The following is a 16,741-nucleotide window of genomic DNA, read 5'->3' as shown; positions in this document are numbered from 1 at the left end:
ATGGCAGAAGCTATTGATATCCGCGAATTGAATATCCGGATAGAACAACAAAGTCAGTTTGTTACCAATCTGGTAATGGGCATGAATAAGGTAATCGTAGGTCAGAAACACCTCGTAGATTGCCTTCTTATCGGTCTTCTCTCTGATGGTCATATCCTGCTTGAGGGTGTGCCTGGACTGGCGAAGACACTTGCAATCAAGACATTGTCACAGCTTATCAGCTCCGACTATAGCCGCATTCAGTTTACTCCTGATCTGTTGCCTGCCGATGTGGTGGGAACTCAGATTTATTCACAGAAAGATGAGACATTCCATGTAAAGCGCGGTCCTGTCTTCGCCAATTTCGTCTTGGCAGATGAGATTAACCGTGCCCCAGCCAAGGTGCAGAGTGCGCTGCTCGAAGCCATGCAGGAACACCAGGTTACCATTGGTGATGAAACCTTCAAACTGCCTAGTCCGTTCCTGGTAATGGCTACACAGAACCCTATCGAGCAGGAAGGAACCTATCAGTTGCCTGAAGCACAGGTAGACCGTTTCCTGCTGAAGGTAATCATCGATTATCCTACACTGGAAGAGGAGAAACTCATCATCCGTGAGAATATTCAGGGTGGACTTCCTGAGGTTACTCCTGTAACATCTGCTGAGGAGATTCTGAAGGCTCGCAAGATTGTAAACGAGGTTTATCTCGATGAGAAGATTGAGCAGTATATTGCCGATATCGTCTTTGCTTCACGTTATCCTGAGCGCTACGGACTGGGCGAACTGAAAGACATGATTACCTTCGGCGGCAGTCCTCGTGCCAGCATCTCTCTTGCCAAGGCTGCCAGAGCCTATGCGTTTATCAAGCATCGCGGCTATGTGATTCCTGAAGATGTAAGAGCTGTGGCCCACGACGTAATGCGCCATCGTATCGGTCTTTCTTACGAGGCTGAGGCAAGCAATGTGACAAGCGAGGAAATCGTGAGCCGCATCATTAATAAGGTGGAAGTGCCTTGATTCGGTAAGTGAAGAGTGAAGAACGAAGAGTGAAAAATTCGCTTGCTTCACTAATCATAAAGTTCAATGTTCAAAATTCAAAGTTCAAAGTAATAAGTTGGATACACAAGATATCTTAAAAAAGGTTCGGAAGATAGAAATCAAGACTCGCGGACTGAGTCAGAACATCTTCGCTGGTCAGTATCATTCTGCCTTCAAGGGCAGGGGAATGGCCTTTGCCGAGGTGCGCGAATATCAGTATGGCGATGATGTGAGAGACATCGACTGGAACGTGACCGCCCGCTTTCATAAGCCTTATGTCAAGGTGTTTGAAGAGGAAAGGGAACTTACGGTGATGCTGCTCGTAGACGTCAGCGGTTCGCTCGATTTCGGTACGATGAAGCAGATGAAGCGCGATCTGGCTACTGAGATTGCTGCCACACTCGCCTTCAGTGCCATTCAGAACAATGACAAGATAGGTGTCATCTTCTTCTCTGATCGCATAGAGAAGTACATTCCGCCTAAGAAGGGAAGAAAGCATATTCTCTATATCATCAGAGAAATGCTCAACTTCCAGCCGCAGAGCCAGCGAACCGACATCGGCTGCGCCCTGGAATATTTCACCCGCGTAATGAAGCGCCACTGCACGGCTTTCGTAATCAGCGACTTCTACGATCATAAGAATTTCCAGCATCAGCTGCAGATTGCCAACCAGAAGCATGATGTAGTAGCCATCCAGGTTTACGACCCGCGTGCCAAGGTGCTGCCTGATGTAGGACTGCTCAAGGTGATGGACGCAGAAACCGGACATGAGATGTATATTGATACAAGTTCGAAGAAACTTCGAATGGCTCATACACAGCAATGGCTGATGCAGCAGGAGAATCTGAAAACCGACTTTGCCAAAAGCAAGGTAGACTGGACTTCGATTGCCACTAACGAGGACTTCTCGAAGGCGCTCCTGATGCTTTTCAAGCAGAGGGGTTGAATTAAGTGAAGAGTGAAGAGTTAAGAGTGAAGAATTCATTTGCTTTGCTAATCATAAAGCATAAAGTTCAAAGCTCAAAGTAAAGAAACTATGTTTAAAGTAAAGAATATCATATTGTCGCTCGCTCTCCTGGGGTGCTCAGGCTTAGCTCAAGCCCAGCAGGTAGAGCAACGCATCGACTCGCTGCAGATACTGATAGGACAGCAGACCGTGCTGCATCTGAAGGCTTCGGTCAAGCAGGGCGATAAGGTGCAACTGCCATCTTTCAAGCCGCAGCAGCAAATTACGCCGGGAGTGGAAGTGGTAGAGCAGAGTAAGGGCGACACTTCGCACATAGGCGACGACCGCATGGTGGTGAGCCGCGACTATACGCTGACATCGTTTGATGAAAAGGTGTACGTGATTCCTGCGCTCAATGTGAAGGTAAACGGCAAGAACTGTCATGGCAACCAGCTTGCGCTGAAGGTGCTCACCGTGCCCGTAGATACGGTTCATCCCAACCAGTTCTATCCGCCTAAGGATGTTCAGGATAATCCTTTCTCCTGGCGCGAATGGAGCGCACAATTCTGGTTGAGCCTATTGCTGTTAATCCTCTGTGGCTTATGGCTTTATCTGCGCAACAGACTGAAGAACAACAAGCCAATCATCACCCATATCCGCATCGTAAAACGTGTTCCGGCTCATGAAAAGGCGCTGAATCAAATCAACGTCATCAAGCAGCAACATGTAGAGAATCAGGAAACACAGAAGGCTTACTACACCCAGCTTACCAATACGCTGAGAGAATACATCGTGAGCCGTTTCGGATTCAATGCCATGGAGATGACCAGTATGGAAATCATCGAACGTTTGCGTGAAGCAGGCGACCAGAAGATGATTGATGAACTGAAGGAACTCTTCCAGACTGCCGATCTCGTGAAGTTTGCCAAATATGAAACCTTGGTGAATGAGAACGATGCAAACCTGGTGAATGCCATCAACTTCATCGACCAGACCAAGACAGATGAGAAACCTACTGAAGAAAAGGTAGTTCCGCAGCTGACCAATGAAGAGCAGAAGACGCAATCTCAGCGCCGCCTCATCAAGTCGCTCCTCTGGATAGGAGCCATCGTAGGTCTGGCTCTGTTGGGTTACATCATCTATCAGTCAGCCATACTGCTGATGTAAAGCAGGGTGTTCTTATGAAACGTTTCGCCGGGCAAAGCGGTTTTCCGATAACTCTTTGCCTGGCTATAAATAGAAAAATAAAGAAATGGAATTTGCAAGTAAAGGCTATTTTCTGTTGCTCCTGTTGCTGATACCTTATATATTATGGTATTTCCTCTACAGGAAGAAGAATGCGCCAACCATGCGCATGAGCGACACGAAAAAGTATCAATATGCTCCGAAGAGCCTGCGTGTGCGTCTCATCCATCTGCCAATGGTGCTGAGATGCATCTGTTTCGTGCTCATCGTTTGTGCAATGGCTCGTCCGCAAACCCATACGGCTTGGGATAACAAGACGGTAGAAGGCATTGACATTATGTTGGCGATGGACGTTTCCACCTCTATGCTTGCCGAAGATTTGAGACCAAACCGTATGGAAGCGGCTAAGGATGTGGCAACAGAATTCATCTCGGGAAGACCGAACGACAACATCGGTCTGACTATCTTCGCCGGTGAAGCCTTCACCCAGTGCCCTATGACAACCGATCATGCCAGTCTGTTGCGCCTCTTGCAGGCAACTCGTACGGATATTGCTGCCCGAGGACTGATTGACGATGGAACCGCAGTGGGAATGGGACTGGCTAATGCCGTAAGCCGACTGAAGGATTCTAAGTCAAAATCGAAGGTCGTGATTCTTCTTACCGACGGCAGCAACAACATGGGTGAAATTTCGCCAATGACAGCAGCAGAGATTGCCAAGAGTTTCGGAATCCGCGTTTACACCATCGGAGTAGGAACCAACAAGGTGGCTCCTTATCCAATGCCTGTAGCAGGAGGAGTACAGTACGTCAATATTCCGGTAGAGATTGATACGAAGACGCTGAGCGACATTGCGCAGACAACCGATGGTAACTTCTATCGCGCTACGAATAATAACGAGCTGAAGAAGATTTACAGAGACATCGATAAACTGGAAAAGACCAAGTTCAATGTCAAGCATTTCGCTAAGCGATACGAAGCTTATCAGCCATTCGCATTGGCAGCTCTCCTGGTATTGCTGGTAGAAATCCTGCTCCGCATTACCTGGTTCAGAAGAATTCCGTAATCAGGATGTAGAGACTTAACCGGTTTCGGAGATATTCCGCTATCTTTCGGAGATATTTCTCTATCTTTCGGAGATATTTTACCAGTTATCGGAGATATTTTACTGATTATCGGATAATCGAATAGAAGATATAATTAGAATAGAAAATGTTAAGATTTGAAGATCCTATATTTCTCTGGCTGTTATGGCTTATACCAGTACTGATTCTGATCAGACTGATAGGATGGAGAAGAAGAAAGGCTAAACTGAAGAAGCTCGGCGATCCTGAACTTCTGAAGCAGCTCATGCCCAACATCTCCAAATATCGCCCTACAGTGAAGTTCGTGCTGATGCTCGCAGCCTTGGCGCTTCTCATCGTGATGGTGGCTCGTCCACAGATGGGCAGCAAGATTTCTCACGATAAGCGACATGGCATTGAAACCATCATCTGCCTTGATATTTCAAATTCCATGCTCTGTCAGGACGTGGTTCCATCCCGTTTGGACAAGAGTAAGATGCTTATCGAAAATCTGGTCGACAACTTCAACAACGACAAGATCGGACTCATCGTCTTTGCCGGCGATGCTTTCGTACAGTTGCCAATCACCACCGATTATGTTTCGGCAAAGATGTTTCTTCAGAACATAACCCCTGGACTTATCCAGACCCAGGGAACCAATATCGGCGAGGCAATCGATTTGGCTTCCAAGAGTTTCACCCAGCAGGAGAATGTGGGCAGAGCCATTATCGTGATTACTGATGGCGAAAACCATGAGCCTGGCGCACAGGAGGCTGCAGCTGCTGCCAACAAGAAAGGCATTAATGTCTTCATCCTGGGCATTGGTAACACCAAGGGAGCGCCAATCCCTATGGGCGACGGCTCTTATCTGAAAGACAATGCAGGCAACACCGTCATGACCGCGCTGAATGAGCAGATGTGTAAGGAACTTGCCCAGGCAGGTAAGGGTCAGTACATTCATGTAGACAATACCAGCGATGCGGAAAGAGCATTGAATGATGATATTGCTAAATTGCAGAAAGGCGATGTGACGAGTGTGATTTACAGCGCTTATGATGAACAGTTCCAGGCTGTAGGTATTCTCGTCATCCTGTTGCTTATCATCGAAATCTGTCTGCTCGAGGTAAAGAATCCTCTGCTCAGAAACATCAGGTTCTTTAAGAAAGACATCAAGAAGCCTTTCTGATAAACGTTTATACATTATTATATAATAGGAATGAGATATTTAAGATATATATTGGTTTTTGCCCTGATGGTGCTGGGCTTGGCGAAGGTGGGAGCGCAGAACGACCGCAACTTCATCCGCCAGGGAAACCGAGCCTATCATAAACAGAAGTGGGCTGCAGCCGAAACGCAATATCGCAAGGCTATCTCCAAAAATCAGAAGAATGCGCAGGCTGTCTATAATCTGGGTTGCGCCCTGATGATGCAGCAGAAGGATTCGATGGCGATGATACAGTTTGAGAATGCTTCGAAAATGGAAACAAACAAGATGCGACGCGCCAGAAGTTACCATAACATGGGTGTGGTTATGCAGCAGCATCAGCAATATGCTCAGGCAATCGGATGTTATGAGAACGCCCTGCGCTGCAATCCGCAGGACAATGCAACCCGATATAATCTTGCCCTCTGCAAGAAACTGCTCAAAAACCAGAAGCAGAACAAGCAGAACGATAAGAACAAGAACAATAAGGATAAAAACAAGGACAAGAACAAAGACAAGCAGAATAAGGATCAGAACAAAGATCAGAATAAAGACAAGAACAAGAACGATAAAGATAAGAACAACCAGAATAAGAACAATCAGCAGAATCAGAACAATCAGGACAAGATGAGCAAAGATAATGCTGAACAACTCTTGAACGCTGCCATCCAACAGGAAAAGGATACAAAGCGCAAGATGCAGAAAGCGATGAGCCAGCCTCGCCGCAAGCAATATGAGAAAAACTGGTAAACTAATAAATAACACAACGAGTATAATAAATTTAGAACATGAAACATATAGGTTGGTTTATTATTATATGGGCAATGCTTCTGGGCTTCAGTACGCAAATGAAAGCCCAGCATATCAGTGTGTCGGCACCAACACACGTGGCGGCGGGAGAAAACTTCCGTGTGGCCTATACCATCAATACACGTGATGTTGAGGAATTCCGCCTGGGCGGAGTAGGAGAAGGACTTGAGGTAATCGCAGGTCCTTACACCTCATCGCAGTCCAGTTATCAGATGATCAATGGCCATACTTCCTCTTCATCGTCGGTAACCATTACCTATACGCTCTACGCAGCTAAGAACGGAACCTTTGGCATTGGTGCCTCTCATGCCATCGTAAATGGTAAGAAACTCTCTTCCCATCCGGTTAAGATTACGGTTTCTGGCCATGCTGCACGCAACAACGGTGCACCTTCCATGCACGGACAGGATGATTATGCTGAACCACGTATGCGAACTGCCGGATCAAGAATATCAGGCAGCGACCTCTTCATAAAGGTTACAGCCAACAAGCGACGTGTTCACGAACAGGAACCGGTGCTCCTTACTTATAAGGTTTATACGCTGGTAGACCTTACCCAGCTGGAAGGCAAGATGCCTGACCTGATGGGATTCCACAACCAGGAAGTTCCGCTGCCTCAGCAGAAGACTTTCCATACTGAAATCGTAAACGGCCGACCTTACCGATGCGTTACATGGAGCCAGTATGTCATGTATCCGCAGATGACGGGAAGCCTCACCATTCCAGCCATTACCTTCAAGGGAATCGTAGTTCAGCAGAACAGAAACGTTGACCCGATGGAAGCTTTCTTCAATGGCGGTTCTGGCTATGTTGAAGTAAAGAAAGATATTATAGCTCCTAGTGTGAAAATTCAGGTTGATCCATTGCCTCAGCGCCCTGCCAACTTCTCGGGCGGTGTAGGTAAATTCAACATTACTGCTTCCATCGACAAGAAGGAAGTGAAGGCTGGCGAACCTATCACCATCCGTGTCGTGGTAGGAGGAATCGGAAACCTGAAGCTGCTCAAGCAGCCTGTCATTACCTTCCCTAAGGATTTTGACAAGTACGATGCAAAGGTGACAGACAAGACCCGTCTCACAGCCAATGGTGTAGAAGGCAATATGATTTATGACTTCCTGGCTGTGCCTCGTAATCAGGGAAATTATACCATTCCTGCGGTAGAATTCACCTATTATGATACTTCGGCTAACAAGTACAAGACAATTAAGACCCAGCCGTTTACGCTGAACGTAGGGAAGGGCGATGGAACATCAGACAATGAAACCTCAGATTTCAGCAACGAGGATAAGGACATTCATGCGCTGAAACTGGGCAAGTCTAAGCTCCATGATATTGACGATATGTTCTACGGAAGCTTCGGCTACTGGACCAGTCTGCTGGTTCCATTGGCAGCCTTCTTTGCCCTGCTCATTGTTTTCCGCCGCCGTGCCCTCGAGAATGCCGACCTTGTAAAGGTCCGTTCCAACAAGGCAAACAAGATAGCAACCAAGCGCCTGAAGAAGGCTCATCTGCTGATGCTCGGTGGCAAGCAGGAAGAATTCTACGATGAAGTGCTCCGTGCTTTGTGGGGCTATGTAAGCTACAAGCTCAACATGCCTGCCGAAAAGCTCTCACGTGAAAACATTCAGACTATGCTCGAAAAACATTGTGTAGAGGAGAAAACTATCGAGAAGTTTACAACTGCACTCGATGAATGTGAGTTTGAACGCTATGCGCCTGGCGACCCTGCCGGCAATATGAACCGTACATTCGACTCAGCTATGACTGCTATTATGGATATAGAAAATGCTATCAATGCAACGCGTAAGCAGCGCAAGAAGAGTGTAACCGGATATTCGTTCGTCATGATGATCATGGTGATGTTGGGCTGCTCTGTTTCTGCAGGCGCTGTAACCAAGAACAATGCTGATACGGAATATCAGAAAGGTAACTATCAGCAGGCCATACGCGACTATGAGGAAATATTGAACAACTATGGTGTTTCTGCCGAAGTTTACTATAACTTGGGCAATGCTTATTACCGTACAGACAATATTACCAAGGCTGTGCTCAATTATGAGCGTGCCCATCTGCTCTCGCCAGGCGATGAAGACATCAGCTTCAACCTGCAGTTTGCACGTAGCAAGACCATCGATAAGATTACTCCGGAAAGCGAGATGTTCTTCGTAACCTGGTGGAAGGCGCTGGTCAACTTTACGAGTGTTGACTGTTGGGCTAAGACAGGCATCATTGCCATCATCATGGCACTGGTTCTGGTATTGGTTTATCTCTTCGGACCGCATCTCGTGTTGCGCAAGATTGGTTTCTTCGGTGGAATCTTCTTCGTGGCAGTCTTCTTGCTGAGCAATCTCTTTGCTTACCAGCAGCGGCAGATGCTCATTAACCGTACGGGAGCCATCATTATCGCTCCTTCTGTCAATGTGAAGAAGACTCCAGCCAAGACGAGCGCTGACCTCTTCCTGCTGCATGAAGGAACCCGGGTTGATATTACCGATAAGGCGATGAAAGGCTGGTGTGGAATCAAGGTTGGAGACGGCAGAGAAGGCTGGATTGAAACCAAGGCAATTGAGGAAATCTGATTAAGATAAAATCTGATTAAAATAAAGAGAATGGATTTTAGTAGGATACAAGATTTTGACATGCAGCTGTTGCATGTGTTTAACGGCAGCGAGAATGTCTGGCTCGATCAGATGGCGATGGCGCTTACGTCGGGCTGGACATGGATTCCGCTTTATATCGTCCTCTTCGTTGTTGTGATAAGAAACAACGAGATGATGGGGCAGATTGCGCTCGTGGTTGGAGGAGCAGTGCTCTGTATCTTTCTGGCTGATGGACTGGTGGATGGAATCATCAAACCGCTGGCTGAAAGATGCAGACCTTCCAACGACCCGATGTTCAAGTATACGGTCCAGGTGGTTGACAATATGCGCCTCATGAGTTTCAGCTTCTGTTCGGCTCATGCGGCTAATACGCTTTCTATAGCCATCTTCTTCTCGTTGCTTATCCGTAGCAGACTGGTTACGTGGACCCTGTTATTATGGTCGCTCGTAAACTGTTGGACCCGTCTTTACCTGGGTGTTCATTATCCGGTCGACATTCTTTGCGGTCTGGCTATCGGAGCTGTGGTGGGAGTTGTCGTTTATCTTATCTACATCAGGATGTATTACCGCATCTCCCCAAAGATTAAGTATATTTCCAACCAGTATACGAGTACGGGTTATGACTATGATGATGTAGATAAAATCATGACCGTAGTGATATTTACCCTTATCATGGTTGTGCTTTATGCCACCTGCCAGATGGCAAATCTTTAGTACAAGCATAAAAGTTCAAAATAGAAAGTTCAAAGTAAAAATAAATAATGGATACAAAACACATTAAGATTAGTGATTATAATTATGATTTACCGGATGAGCGCATCGCAAAATTCCCTATTGCCCAGCGCGACCACAGCAAACTGCTGGTTTATAAGCACGGCGAGGTAAGCGATGATGTTTTCCATCATCTTCCCACATATCTCCCTCAAGGAGCCTTGATGATATTCAACAATACCAAGGTGATACAAGCGCGTCTGCACTTCCGCAAGGAAACAGGTGCGCTTATTGAGGTTTTCTTGATGGAGCCTGCAGAACCTACTGATTATGAACTCATGTTCCAGACCACCGGACATTGTTCATGGCTCTGCATGATCGGTAATCTGAAGAAATGGAAAGAGGGAAGCCTGAAGCGTGATTTCGAAATCAAGGGCAATAAGCTTACGCTCAGCGCTACCATGCGACGCGGAGATGCTCTCGGTTCTGAAGCGCAGAAAATGGTTGCCAAAGGCGGAGGAACCAACTACTGGGTTGATTTCGATTGGGACAACGACAAGGTGTCTTTCGCTGAGATTCTCGAAGCAGTAGGCGAGTTGCCTATTCCACCATATCTCAACCGCAAGACAGAGGAGAGTGACAAGACCACCTATCAGACGGTTTATTCTAAAATCAAGGGAAGTGTGGCTGCTCCAACTGCCGGACTTCACTTTACCGATGCGGTTCTCAAGGATCTTGATGCGCATGGAATCGACCGCGAAGAAGTAACCCTGCATGTAGGAGCCGGCACATTCAAACCGGTGAAGAGTCTTGAAATCGAAGGTCATCAGATGCATACGGAATACATTGTTGTTCATCGCCGCAGTCTGGAAAAACTCATCAAGCACGAGTGCCGGGTCATTGCCGTAGGAACCACCAGCGTCCGTACCATCGAGAGCCTCTATTACATGGGCGTTCATCTGCTGAAGCATCCTGAGGCAAACGAAGAAGATCTGCACGTAAACCAGTGGGATCCTTATGAGCTTTCTGAAGATGGCAATCTGGTAGATGGAATCACTCCGATGCAGGCTATCCAGGCAATCATCGATTATCTGGACCGCAACGGCTTGGAGGCTCTCCATTCCAGCACGCAGATTATCATTGCTCCAGGCTATCAGTATAAGATTGTGAAGATGCTGGTCACCAATTTCCATCAGCCTCAGAGTACGCTCCTGCTCCTGGTGAGTGCTTTCCTCAAGGGCGACTGGAAGAAGGTTTACGATTATGCTCTTTCGCATGATTTCCGTTTCCTGAGCTATGGAGATTCATCCCTGCTCATTCCGTAAAAGGAGTTAGTAAAACTATAAATTATTAATTGTAAATTATAAATTAAAAATAGATGATTTCAGTAGAAGGACTGAAAGTAGAGTTTGGCGTCAAGCCTCTCTTTCATGATGTAAGTTTCGTCATCAACGACCGCGACCGCATTGCCCTGGTGGGTAAGAATGGTGCCGGAAAATCTACGATGCTCAAGATTCTCTGCGGTTTGCAGAAACCTACTGATGGCGTTGTGGCTATTCCTAACGAAACCACTATCGGCTATCTGCCACAGGTGATGAAACTGCAGGACGATACGACCGTGAAAGAGGAAACCCGCAAGGCTTTCGCCCATAATACCGAGATGAAGGCGCGTCTTGACAAGATGCAGCAGGAAATGGCTGACCGCACCGACTATGAGAGCGAAAGCTATGCTCAGCTCGTAGAGAAGTTTACCCAGGAACATGAACGCTACATGATGATGGGAGGCGAAAACTATGAGGCTGAGATAGAGCGCACCTTGAGCGGTCTTGGCTTTACGCGCGATGATTTCGAGCGCCCAACCAAGGAGTTTTCCGGCGGTTGGCGAATGCGTATCGAACTTGCCAAGATTCTGTTGCAGAAGCCTGATGTCCTGCTCCTCGATGAGCCTACCAACCACCTTGATATTGAAAGTATCCAGTGGTTGGAGCAGTTCCTGGCGCAGAGTGCCAAGGCTGTGGTTCTGGTGAGCCACGACCGTGCTTTTATCAACAATGTAACTAACCGTACCCTCGAAATTACTTGCGGAAGGGTAGAAGATTATAAGGTGAAATACGATGAGTATGTGGTGTTGCGTGCCGAACGCCGCGAGCAGCAGCTCCGTGCTTACGAAAACCAGCAGAAGGAAATTGCCGACATCAAGGATTTCATCGAGCGGTTCCGCTACAAGCCTACCAAGGCGGTTCAGGTGCAGAGCAGAATCAAGCAGCTCGAGAAAATCGTGCCTATCGAGGTAGATGAGGTTGACAACAAGCAGATGCACCTCAAATTCCCTCCTTGTCTCAGAAGTGGCGATTATCCTATCATCTGCGATGAGGTGCGCAAGGATTACGGCGCACACACCGTCTTCGACCATGTTACCTTTACCATCAAGCGTGGCGAGAAGGTGGCCTTCGTGGGTAAGAACGGCGAGGGTAAGTCTACCCTGGTAAAATGTATCATGGGTGAGATTCCTTTCACCGGAACGCTCAAGATTGGTCATAATGTGCAGATTGGTTATTTCGCCCAGAATCAGGCGCAGCTCTTGGATGAGAATCTTACCATCTTCCAGACTATCGACAATGTGGCAACAGGCGAAATGCGTCTGAAGGTGAACGATCTCCTGGGCGCCTTCATGTTTGGCGGCGAGACTTCAGAAAAGTTTGTCAAGGTTCTGAGTGGAGGAGAACGCAGCCGACTGGCTATGATCAAGCTCCTGCTCGAACCGGTGAATCTCCTCATTCTCGATGAGCCTACCAATCACCTCGACATGCAGTCGAAGGATGTGCTGAAAGAAGCCATCAAGGCTTTCGATGGAACAGCCATCATCGTGAGCCACGACCGTGAATTCCTCGATGGTCTGGTTGATAAGGTTTATGAGTTTGGCGGTGGTAAGGTTCGTGAGCATCTCGGTGGTATTTACGATTATCTCCGTGCCCATAATGCCGAGAACATCAATCAGGCTCTTGCCAACCAGAGCATGGCTTCTGCCGGTTCGCCTTCAGCCAACACTTCCGGCCCTTCTGTTGCATCAGGTTCTACAGCCGACAGTCTTGCCTCTGCCACATCCGGCAAGCAGAGTTACGCTGAACATAAGGAACAGCAGAAGAAGATTCGCAAGGCTGAGAAAGCCGTGAAGGAATGTGAGGCGAAGATTGGAAAACTGGAAGCTAGAAAGAAGGAGATTGATGAACTTCTGATGAAACCGGAAAATGCAACCAACATGGAACTCGTTACTGAATACACCGAACTCATGAAGGGTCTCGATGAGGAGAACGAGCGCTGGATGCTCCTTTCGGAAGAACTGGAAGAAGTTTCGAAATAATAGTAATATTAATATAAAATAAAGAGAAGAAAATGAAAATGAAAATGATCTTACCGATGATGCTGATCGCAGCTCTGCCATTAGGCGCTGATGCTCAGAACAAATCGGGTCTTGTCATGAGCAATCTCGACCAGACAGTGAAGCCAGCGGACAGTTTCTATCAGTTTGCTACAGGCGGATGGCAGAAGAACAATCCTCTTCCTGCCGCTTACAGCCGTTATGGCAGTTTTGACCAGCTGGCTGAGAACAACAACAAGCGCATCAACACCATTCTTTCTGAACTCCAGAAGAAGACTTACAAGGCTGGAACCATTGAGCAGAAATTGTCTGATTTCTACAAACTCTCTATGGATGTTGACAGCCGCAATAAGGCTGGAATCGCTCCAGTAAAGCCTCTGATGGATGAGATAGAAGCTGCCAAGACCAAGGACGAGCTTCAGAAGCTTCAGGTTAAGTATGCATGGATGGGTCTCGGTTTGGGCTATGGTGCAGGTTTCGCTGCCGATGAGAAGAACGTAACCATGAACATCTACAACCTGATGCAGGGCGGTCTTACTCTCGGTGCCAAGGATTATTACCTCAACAACGATGCTGCAACTGTAGCTATCCGTGAGGCTTATAAGACTTACCTCAGCAAGATGTTCCAGCTCTACGGTTTCTCTGCTGATGAAGCTGCCAAGAAGGCTGCAGCCGTATTCCTTCACGAAACAACGCTCGCTACTTTCTCAAAGAGCCGTACCGAACTTCGTGATCCTCAGGCCAACTACAACAAGATGACCTTGGCAGAATTCAAGGAGAATTATCCTAACATTCCTCTCGAGTCACTTGCCAACGCTGAGGGAATCAAGAGCGAATATCTCAAGGAGATGATCGTAGGTCAGCCTGCTTTCTTCGCCGGTTATGACAAGGTAGCAGCTGCAGAATGTGCAGGCACATTGAAGGCTTTGATGGAGTGGGACGTCATCAGTAGTTCTGCTTCTTACCTCAGCGATGAGATTCGCGAAGCCCGTTTCGAATTCTTCGGCAAGACTATGAGTGGCCGTAAGGAGGATTATCCTCTTTGGAAGCGCGCTACTACTCAGGTAGAGGCTCAGTTGGGCGAGGCGCTCGGTCGCATCTACTGCAAGCGCTATTTCCCAGAAAGCTCTAAGAAGATGATGGAGGCACTCGTGAAGAATCTTCAGATCAGCCTCGGTCAGCGTATCGATGCTCAGACCTGGATGAGCGATGCTACAAAGAAAGCTGCTCACGACAAGCTCGACAAGTTCTATGTAAAGATTGGTTATCCTAACAAGTGGACTGATTTCAGCAAACTCAGAATCGACCCATCTAAGAGCTATTATGAGAACGTAATGGCTTGCCGCAAGTTTGCCAACGATAAGGAGATTGCAGAGAAGGCAGGAAAGCCAGTAGATAAGGATGAGTGGTTCATGACTCCTCAGACCGTGAATGCTTACTATAATCCTACTACCAATGAGATCTGCTTCCCAGCCGGTATTCTCCAGTATCCTTTCTTCGATCCTAAGGCTGATGCAGCATTCAACTATGGTGCTATCGGCGTAGTAATCGGTCATGAGATGACTCACGGATTCGATGATCAGGGTCGTCAGTATGATGCTAGCGGTAATCTGAAGGACTGGTGGACAGCTGCTGATGCAGAAGGTTTCAACAAGCGTGCTGATATGTATGCTGATTTCTTCAGCAACATCAAGGTGTTGCCTGACCTGAATGCTAACGGCCGTTTCACCCTCGGAGAGAACCTTGCCGACCATGGTGGTTTGATGGTTTCATACAATGCCTTCAAGAATGCTACAGCCAAGAAGCCATTGAAGAACAAGGATGGTTTCACTCCTGACCAGCGTTTCTTCCTCGCCTATGCAGGTGTTTGGGGACAGAACATTACTGATAAGGAAATCCGCAACCGCGTAAAGAATGATCCTCATTCTCTTGGCAAGTGGCGTGTTGATGGTGCGCTTCCTCATATCGATGCATGGTATGAGGCATTTGGTGTAAAGCAGGGCGACAAGCTGTTCATTCCTAAGAACCAGCGCCTGGAGCTTTGGTAATTCCCAGAAGGAAATTTTTCCGAATAGAATTTTTCGGGAATGGTTTTCCGAATAGATAGAAAAAATAAAGTCCTGATATTTCAAACAAATGAAACATCAGGACTTTTTGTTTTATGCTTGAAATATTTTTTGATAAGAAAACAACAGAATCGGGGTTATTACTTCTTCTCCAGTTCCTGAAGATTTTCCATCTTCTTCGATTCCAGAAATTCGTAAATGCCGCAGAGATATTTCTCACACCGGCGATGATCTTAAGCAATGTGCTCTTTCCTGCGCCATTCTTGCCCATCAGGGCTATACGGTCCTTCTCGTTGATCTGGAAGGAAATGTCTTTGAATAGGGTGGTGCCGCTAAATTCTATGGTCAATCCATCAACTGTAATCATATTATTTTCTTCTTGTTCAAATTTTTGTTTCTTTAAGCAACTCCCCAGAATGCCCCGTTCCTGCCGTTTTCGGGGTCTTCATTGATGACCAGCGCCTGCCATCATTTATGACCCGTGCTGGTCTTAATAGAAGACCTGAACAAGGTGCAAAAGGCTGTTCTTTCGATTGCCGGTGCAAAGATACAACATTTTTGGGCAGAATGCAAGCTTTTACCCTGACTTTCTTTCGGAGAAGTAGTGTAAGTGATTGATTGATACTGATTTCTATTGGTTTTCTAGCTGAACTTTGTTACAGAAACAATGAAAAGCAAGAAATAGACTCGGAAGTAGCTGAAGAAATGAAAAAGGGTCATTTGGTGTCAATGTCATTTAGGGTCATTTGAAAAAGTAAATGTCACTTTGCTGCTATAGTATATATAAATATATATATTTATATATATCTATAGTGACTTTTTTACTCTCGGAAAACATAATGACCCTAAATGACTTTGACCTAATGACCCACTAAGTGTAATGCTTGAATTGGTTGTTTGTTAGAGTATTTGATAGTTCTAAATTGCTTGTATATGAGATGATTACGAAAGTTTATGTAAGTTGTGCTTTATTTGTATGTGTATAATAATAATCTACATATTCTGGTGTGGAATACTGCACGCTGTACCGCTCAGGTACTCATTTCCTATATCCCAATTCATTGTATTTGTCAAAAATACCTACCTTTGAAGCATGATTTCGAGTCAGAGGAGGTGCATTTTTCACTCTTAGTAGAGGGGGTAAAACATCATCCTACCCCTCATATTTTGCTTTTTTCTTCGAAAAATCACTAAAAAGCACTGATTTTTGCCTCTTTTGGTTTCTGTTTTGAATAGGTAAGGATAATTTACATAACTCAGACTGATTGTACTTCTTGCTCCGTTTCTTTTAGCGGATTAAAAATCCATAATAGTTCGATCTGTACGGTTGAAATTACCCAATACGCCCTGAAAGGGCAGAAGTTCATAATTACCCAGGCCGATGCCCTGGGCTAAGAGCTTTTGGGCTTTCAGCCCGTCTTATACCACATGTGAATGTTCTGTTTTCTTAACAAAAGTATTCTGAATTGCCCCTAAAGAACTCAATCTTAAAATCACGATTTTTCCCTATGTTTCATCTCTTATTTCCAATTTTTACATGAATATGGAGCATTTTTAATCAAAAAAGACCCTGATTGCAGAACGCAACCAAGGTCTTCGGAGATTATATATTTAACCTATTGAAATCTCGCTAGATTAGATCTGCTCGCTCCAGTCCTCCTGGCTCTTACGAACGTAAGTCTGGTAACGGAGCTTAGCCATCTTCTCTGCCTGAGAGAAGAGCTCATCAGCCTCCTTAGGGAATGCCTTCTGTACAGAG

11 protein-coding genes and 1 pseudogene are annotated in these 16,741 nt (G+C 46.3%); 11 read left to right on the top strand and 1 reads right to left on the bottom strand.

The annotated features are described in order from the left end of the window. The 11 genes from ACWJAO_RS04605 to ACWJAO_RS04555 all read left to right on the top strand — a co-directional run bounded on the left by ACWJAO_RS04605 (position 1) and on the right by ACWJAO_RS04555 (position 14,964). Positions 1 to 996 carry an AAA family ATPase gene (locus tag ACWJAO_RS04605; RefSeq protein ID WP_287798256.1) on the top strand — a complete coding sequence of 332 codons (996 nt, stop codon included), beginning with the start codon at positions 1 to 3 and terminating at the stop codon, positions 994 to 996. A gap of 97 nt (positions 997 to 1,093) precedes the next feature. Continuing rightward, positions 1,094 to 1,963: a DUF58 domain-containing protein gene (locus ACWJAO_RS04600; RefSeq protein ID WP_337501353.1), complete on the top strand. Its 870-nt coding sequence runs from the start codon at positions 1,094 to 1,096 to the stop codon at positions 1,961 to 1,963. Positions 1,964 to 2,053: 90 nt separating this feature from the next. After that, a complete protein-coding gene (locus ACWJAO_RS04595; protein WP_449139421.1) occupies positions 2,054 to 3,130 on the top strand; it encodes a hypothetical protein in 1,077 nt (358 codons plus the stop codon). 85 nt (positions 3,131 to 3,215) lie between these two features. Then, positions 3,216 to 4,214 (top strand): vWA domain-containing protein, encoded by a 999-nt coding sequence (locus ACWJAO_RS04590; RefSeq protein ID WP_449139420.1) that lies wholly within the window; start codon positions 3,216 to 3,218, stop codon positions 4,212 to 4,214. A 146-nt stretch (positions 4,215 to 4,360) separates the two neighbouring features. Next, entirely contained in the window at positions 4,361 to 5,398 is a 1,038-nt protein-coding gene (locus tag ACWJAO_RS04585; protein WP_449139419.1) for a vWA domain-containing protein, read from the top strand. 30 nt (positions 5,399 to 5,428) lie between these two features. After that, a complete protein-coding gene (locus ACWJAO_RS04580) occupies positions 5,429 to 6,166 on the top strand; it encodes a tetratricopeptide repeat protein (protein ID WP_449139418.1) in 738 nt (245 codons plus the stop codon). A 38-nt stretch (positions 6,167 to 6,204) separates the two neighbouring features. Next, positions 6,205 to 8,805, top strand: coding sequence for a BatD family protein (locus ACWJAO_RS04575; protein WP_449139417.1), 2,601 nt, complete (start codon positions 6,205 to 6,207; stop codon positions 8,803 to 8,805). A 30-nt stretch (positions 8,806 to 8,835) separates the two neighbouring features. Beyond that, the gene (locus ACWJAO_RS04570; RefSeq protein WP_144154277.1) at positions 8,836 to 9,540 is read left to right on the top strand and encodes a phosphatase PAP2 family protein; all 705 of its coding nucleotides are present in this window, start codon (positions 8,836 to 8,838) and stop codon (positions 9,538 to 9,540) included. A gap of 47 nt (positions 9,541 to 9,587) precedes the next feature. Next, complete coding sequence (locus ACWJAO_RS04565) at positions 9,588 to 10,862, top strand: S-adenosylmethionine:tRNA ribosyltransferase-isomerase (RefSeq protein WP_287618801.1); 1,275 nt, start codon at positions 9,588 to 9,590, stop codon at positions 10,860 to 10,862. Between the two features lie 53 nt (positions 10,863 to 10,915). Next, on the top strand, positions 10,916 to 12,898 hold the full coding sequence (locus tag ACWJAO_RS04560; RefSeq protein WP_449139416.1) for an ABC-F family ATP-binding cassette domain-containing protein: 1,983 nt from the start codon (positions 10,916 to 10,918) through the stop codon (positions 12,896 to 12,898). A 32-nt stretch (positions 12,899 to 12,930) separates the two neighbouring features. Next, entirely contained in the window at positions 12,931 to 14,964 is a 2,034-nt protein-coding gene (locus ACWJAO_RS04555) for a M13 family metallopeptidase (RefSeq protein WP_449139415.1), read from the top strand. A gap of 223 nt (positions 14,965 to 15,187) precedes the next feature. On the opposite strand, the pseudogene ACWJAO_RS04550 reads toward ACWJAO_RS04555, so the two are convergent. Next, positions 15,188 to 15,349, bottom strand: a pseudogene (locus tag ACWJAO_RS04550) (ATP-binding cassette domain-containing protein); the annotation flags it as partial. Between the last annotated feature and the right edge of the window lie 1,392 nt (positions 15,350 to 16,741).

The sequence above is a fragment of the Segatella sp. genome, from assembly GCF_977051555.1.
Note: the sequence above shows the minus strand (reverse complement) of the source record. Positions and strands in the feature narration are given on the sequence as shown.

Excerpts from the sequence above, each read along its gene's own strand:
- ACWJAO_RS04590 (WP_449139420.1), top strand. The coding sequence starts at position 3,216 with ATGGAATTTGCAAGTAAAGGCTATTTTCTGTTGCTCCTGTTGCTGATA.
- ACWJAO_RS04570 (WP_144154277.1), top strand. The coding sequence starts at position 8,836 with ATGGATTTTAGTAGGATACAAGATTTTGACATGCAGCTGTTGCATGTG.
- ACWJAO_RS04580 (WP_449139418.1), top strand. The coding sequence starts at position 5,429 with ATGAGATATTTAAGATATATATTGGTTTTTGCCCTGATGGTGCTGGGC.
- ACWJAO_RS04560 (WP_449139416.1), top strand. The coding sequence starts at position 10,916 with ATGATTTCAGTAGAAGGACTGAAAGTAGAGTTTGGCGTCAAGCCTCTC.
- ACWJAO_RS04595 (WP_449139421.1), top strand. The coding sequence starts at position 2,054 with ATGTTTAAAGTAAAGAATATCATATTGTCGCTCGCTCTCCTGGGGTGC.
- ACWJAO_RS04555 (WP_449139415.1), top strand. The coding sequence starts at position 12,931 with ATGAAAATGAAAATGATCTTACCGATGATGCTGATCGCAGCTCTGCCA.
- ACWJAO_RS04565 (WP_287618801.1), top strand. The coding sequence starts at position 9,588 with ATGGATACAAAACACATTAAGATTAGTGATTATAATTATGATTTACCG.
- ACWJAO_RS04605 (WP_287798256.1), top strand. The coding sequence starts at position 1 with ATGGCAGAAGCTATTGATATCCGCGAATTGAATATCCGGATAGAACAA.
- ACWJAO_RS04575 (WP_449139417.1), top strand. The coding sequence starts at position 6,205 with ATGAAACATATAGGTTGGTTTATTATTATATGGGCAATGCTTCTGGGC.
- ACWJAO_RS04585 (WP_449139419.1), top strand. The coding sequence starts at position 4,361 with ATGTTAAGATTTGAAGATCCTATATTTCTCTGGCTGTTATGGCTTATA.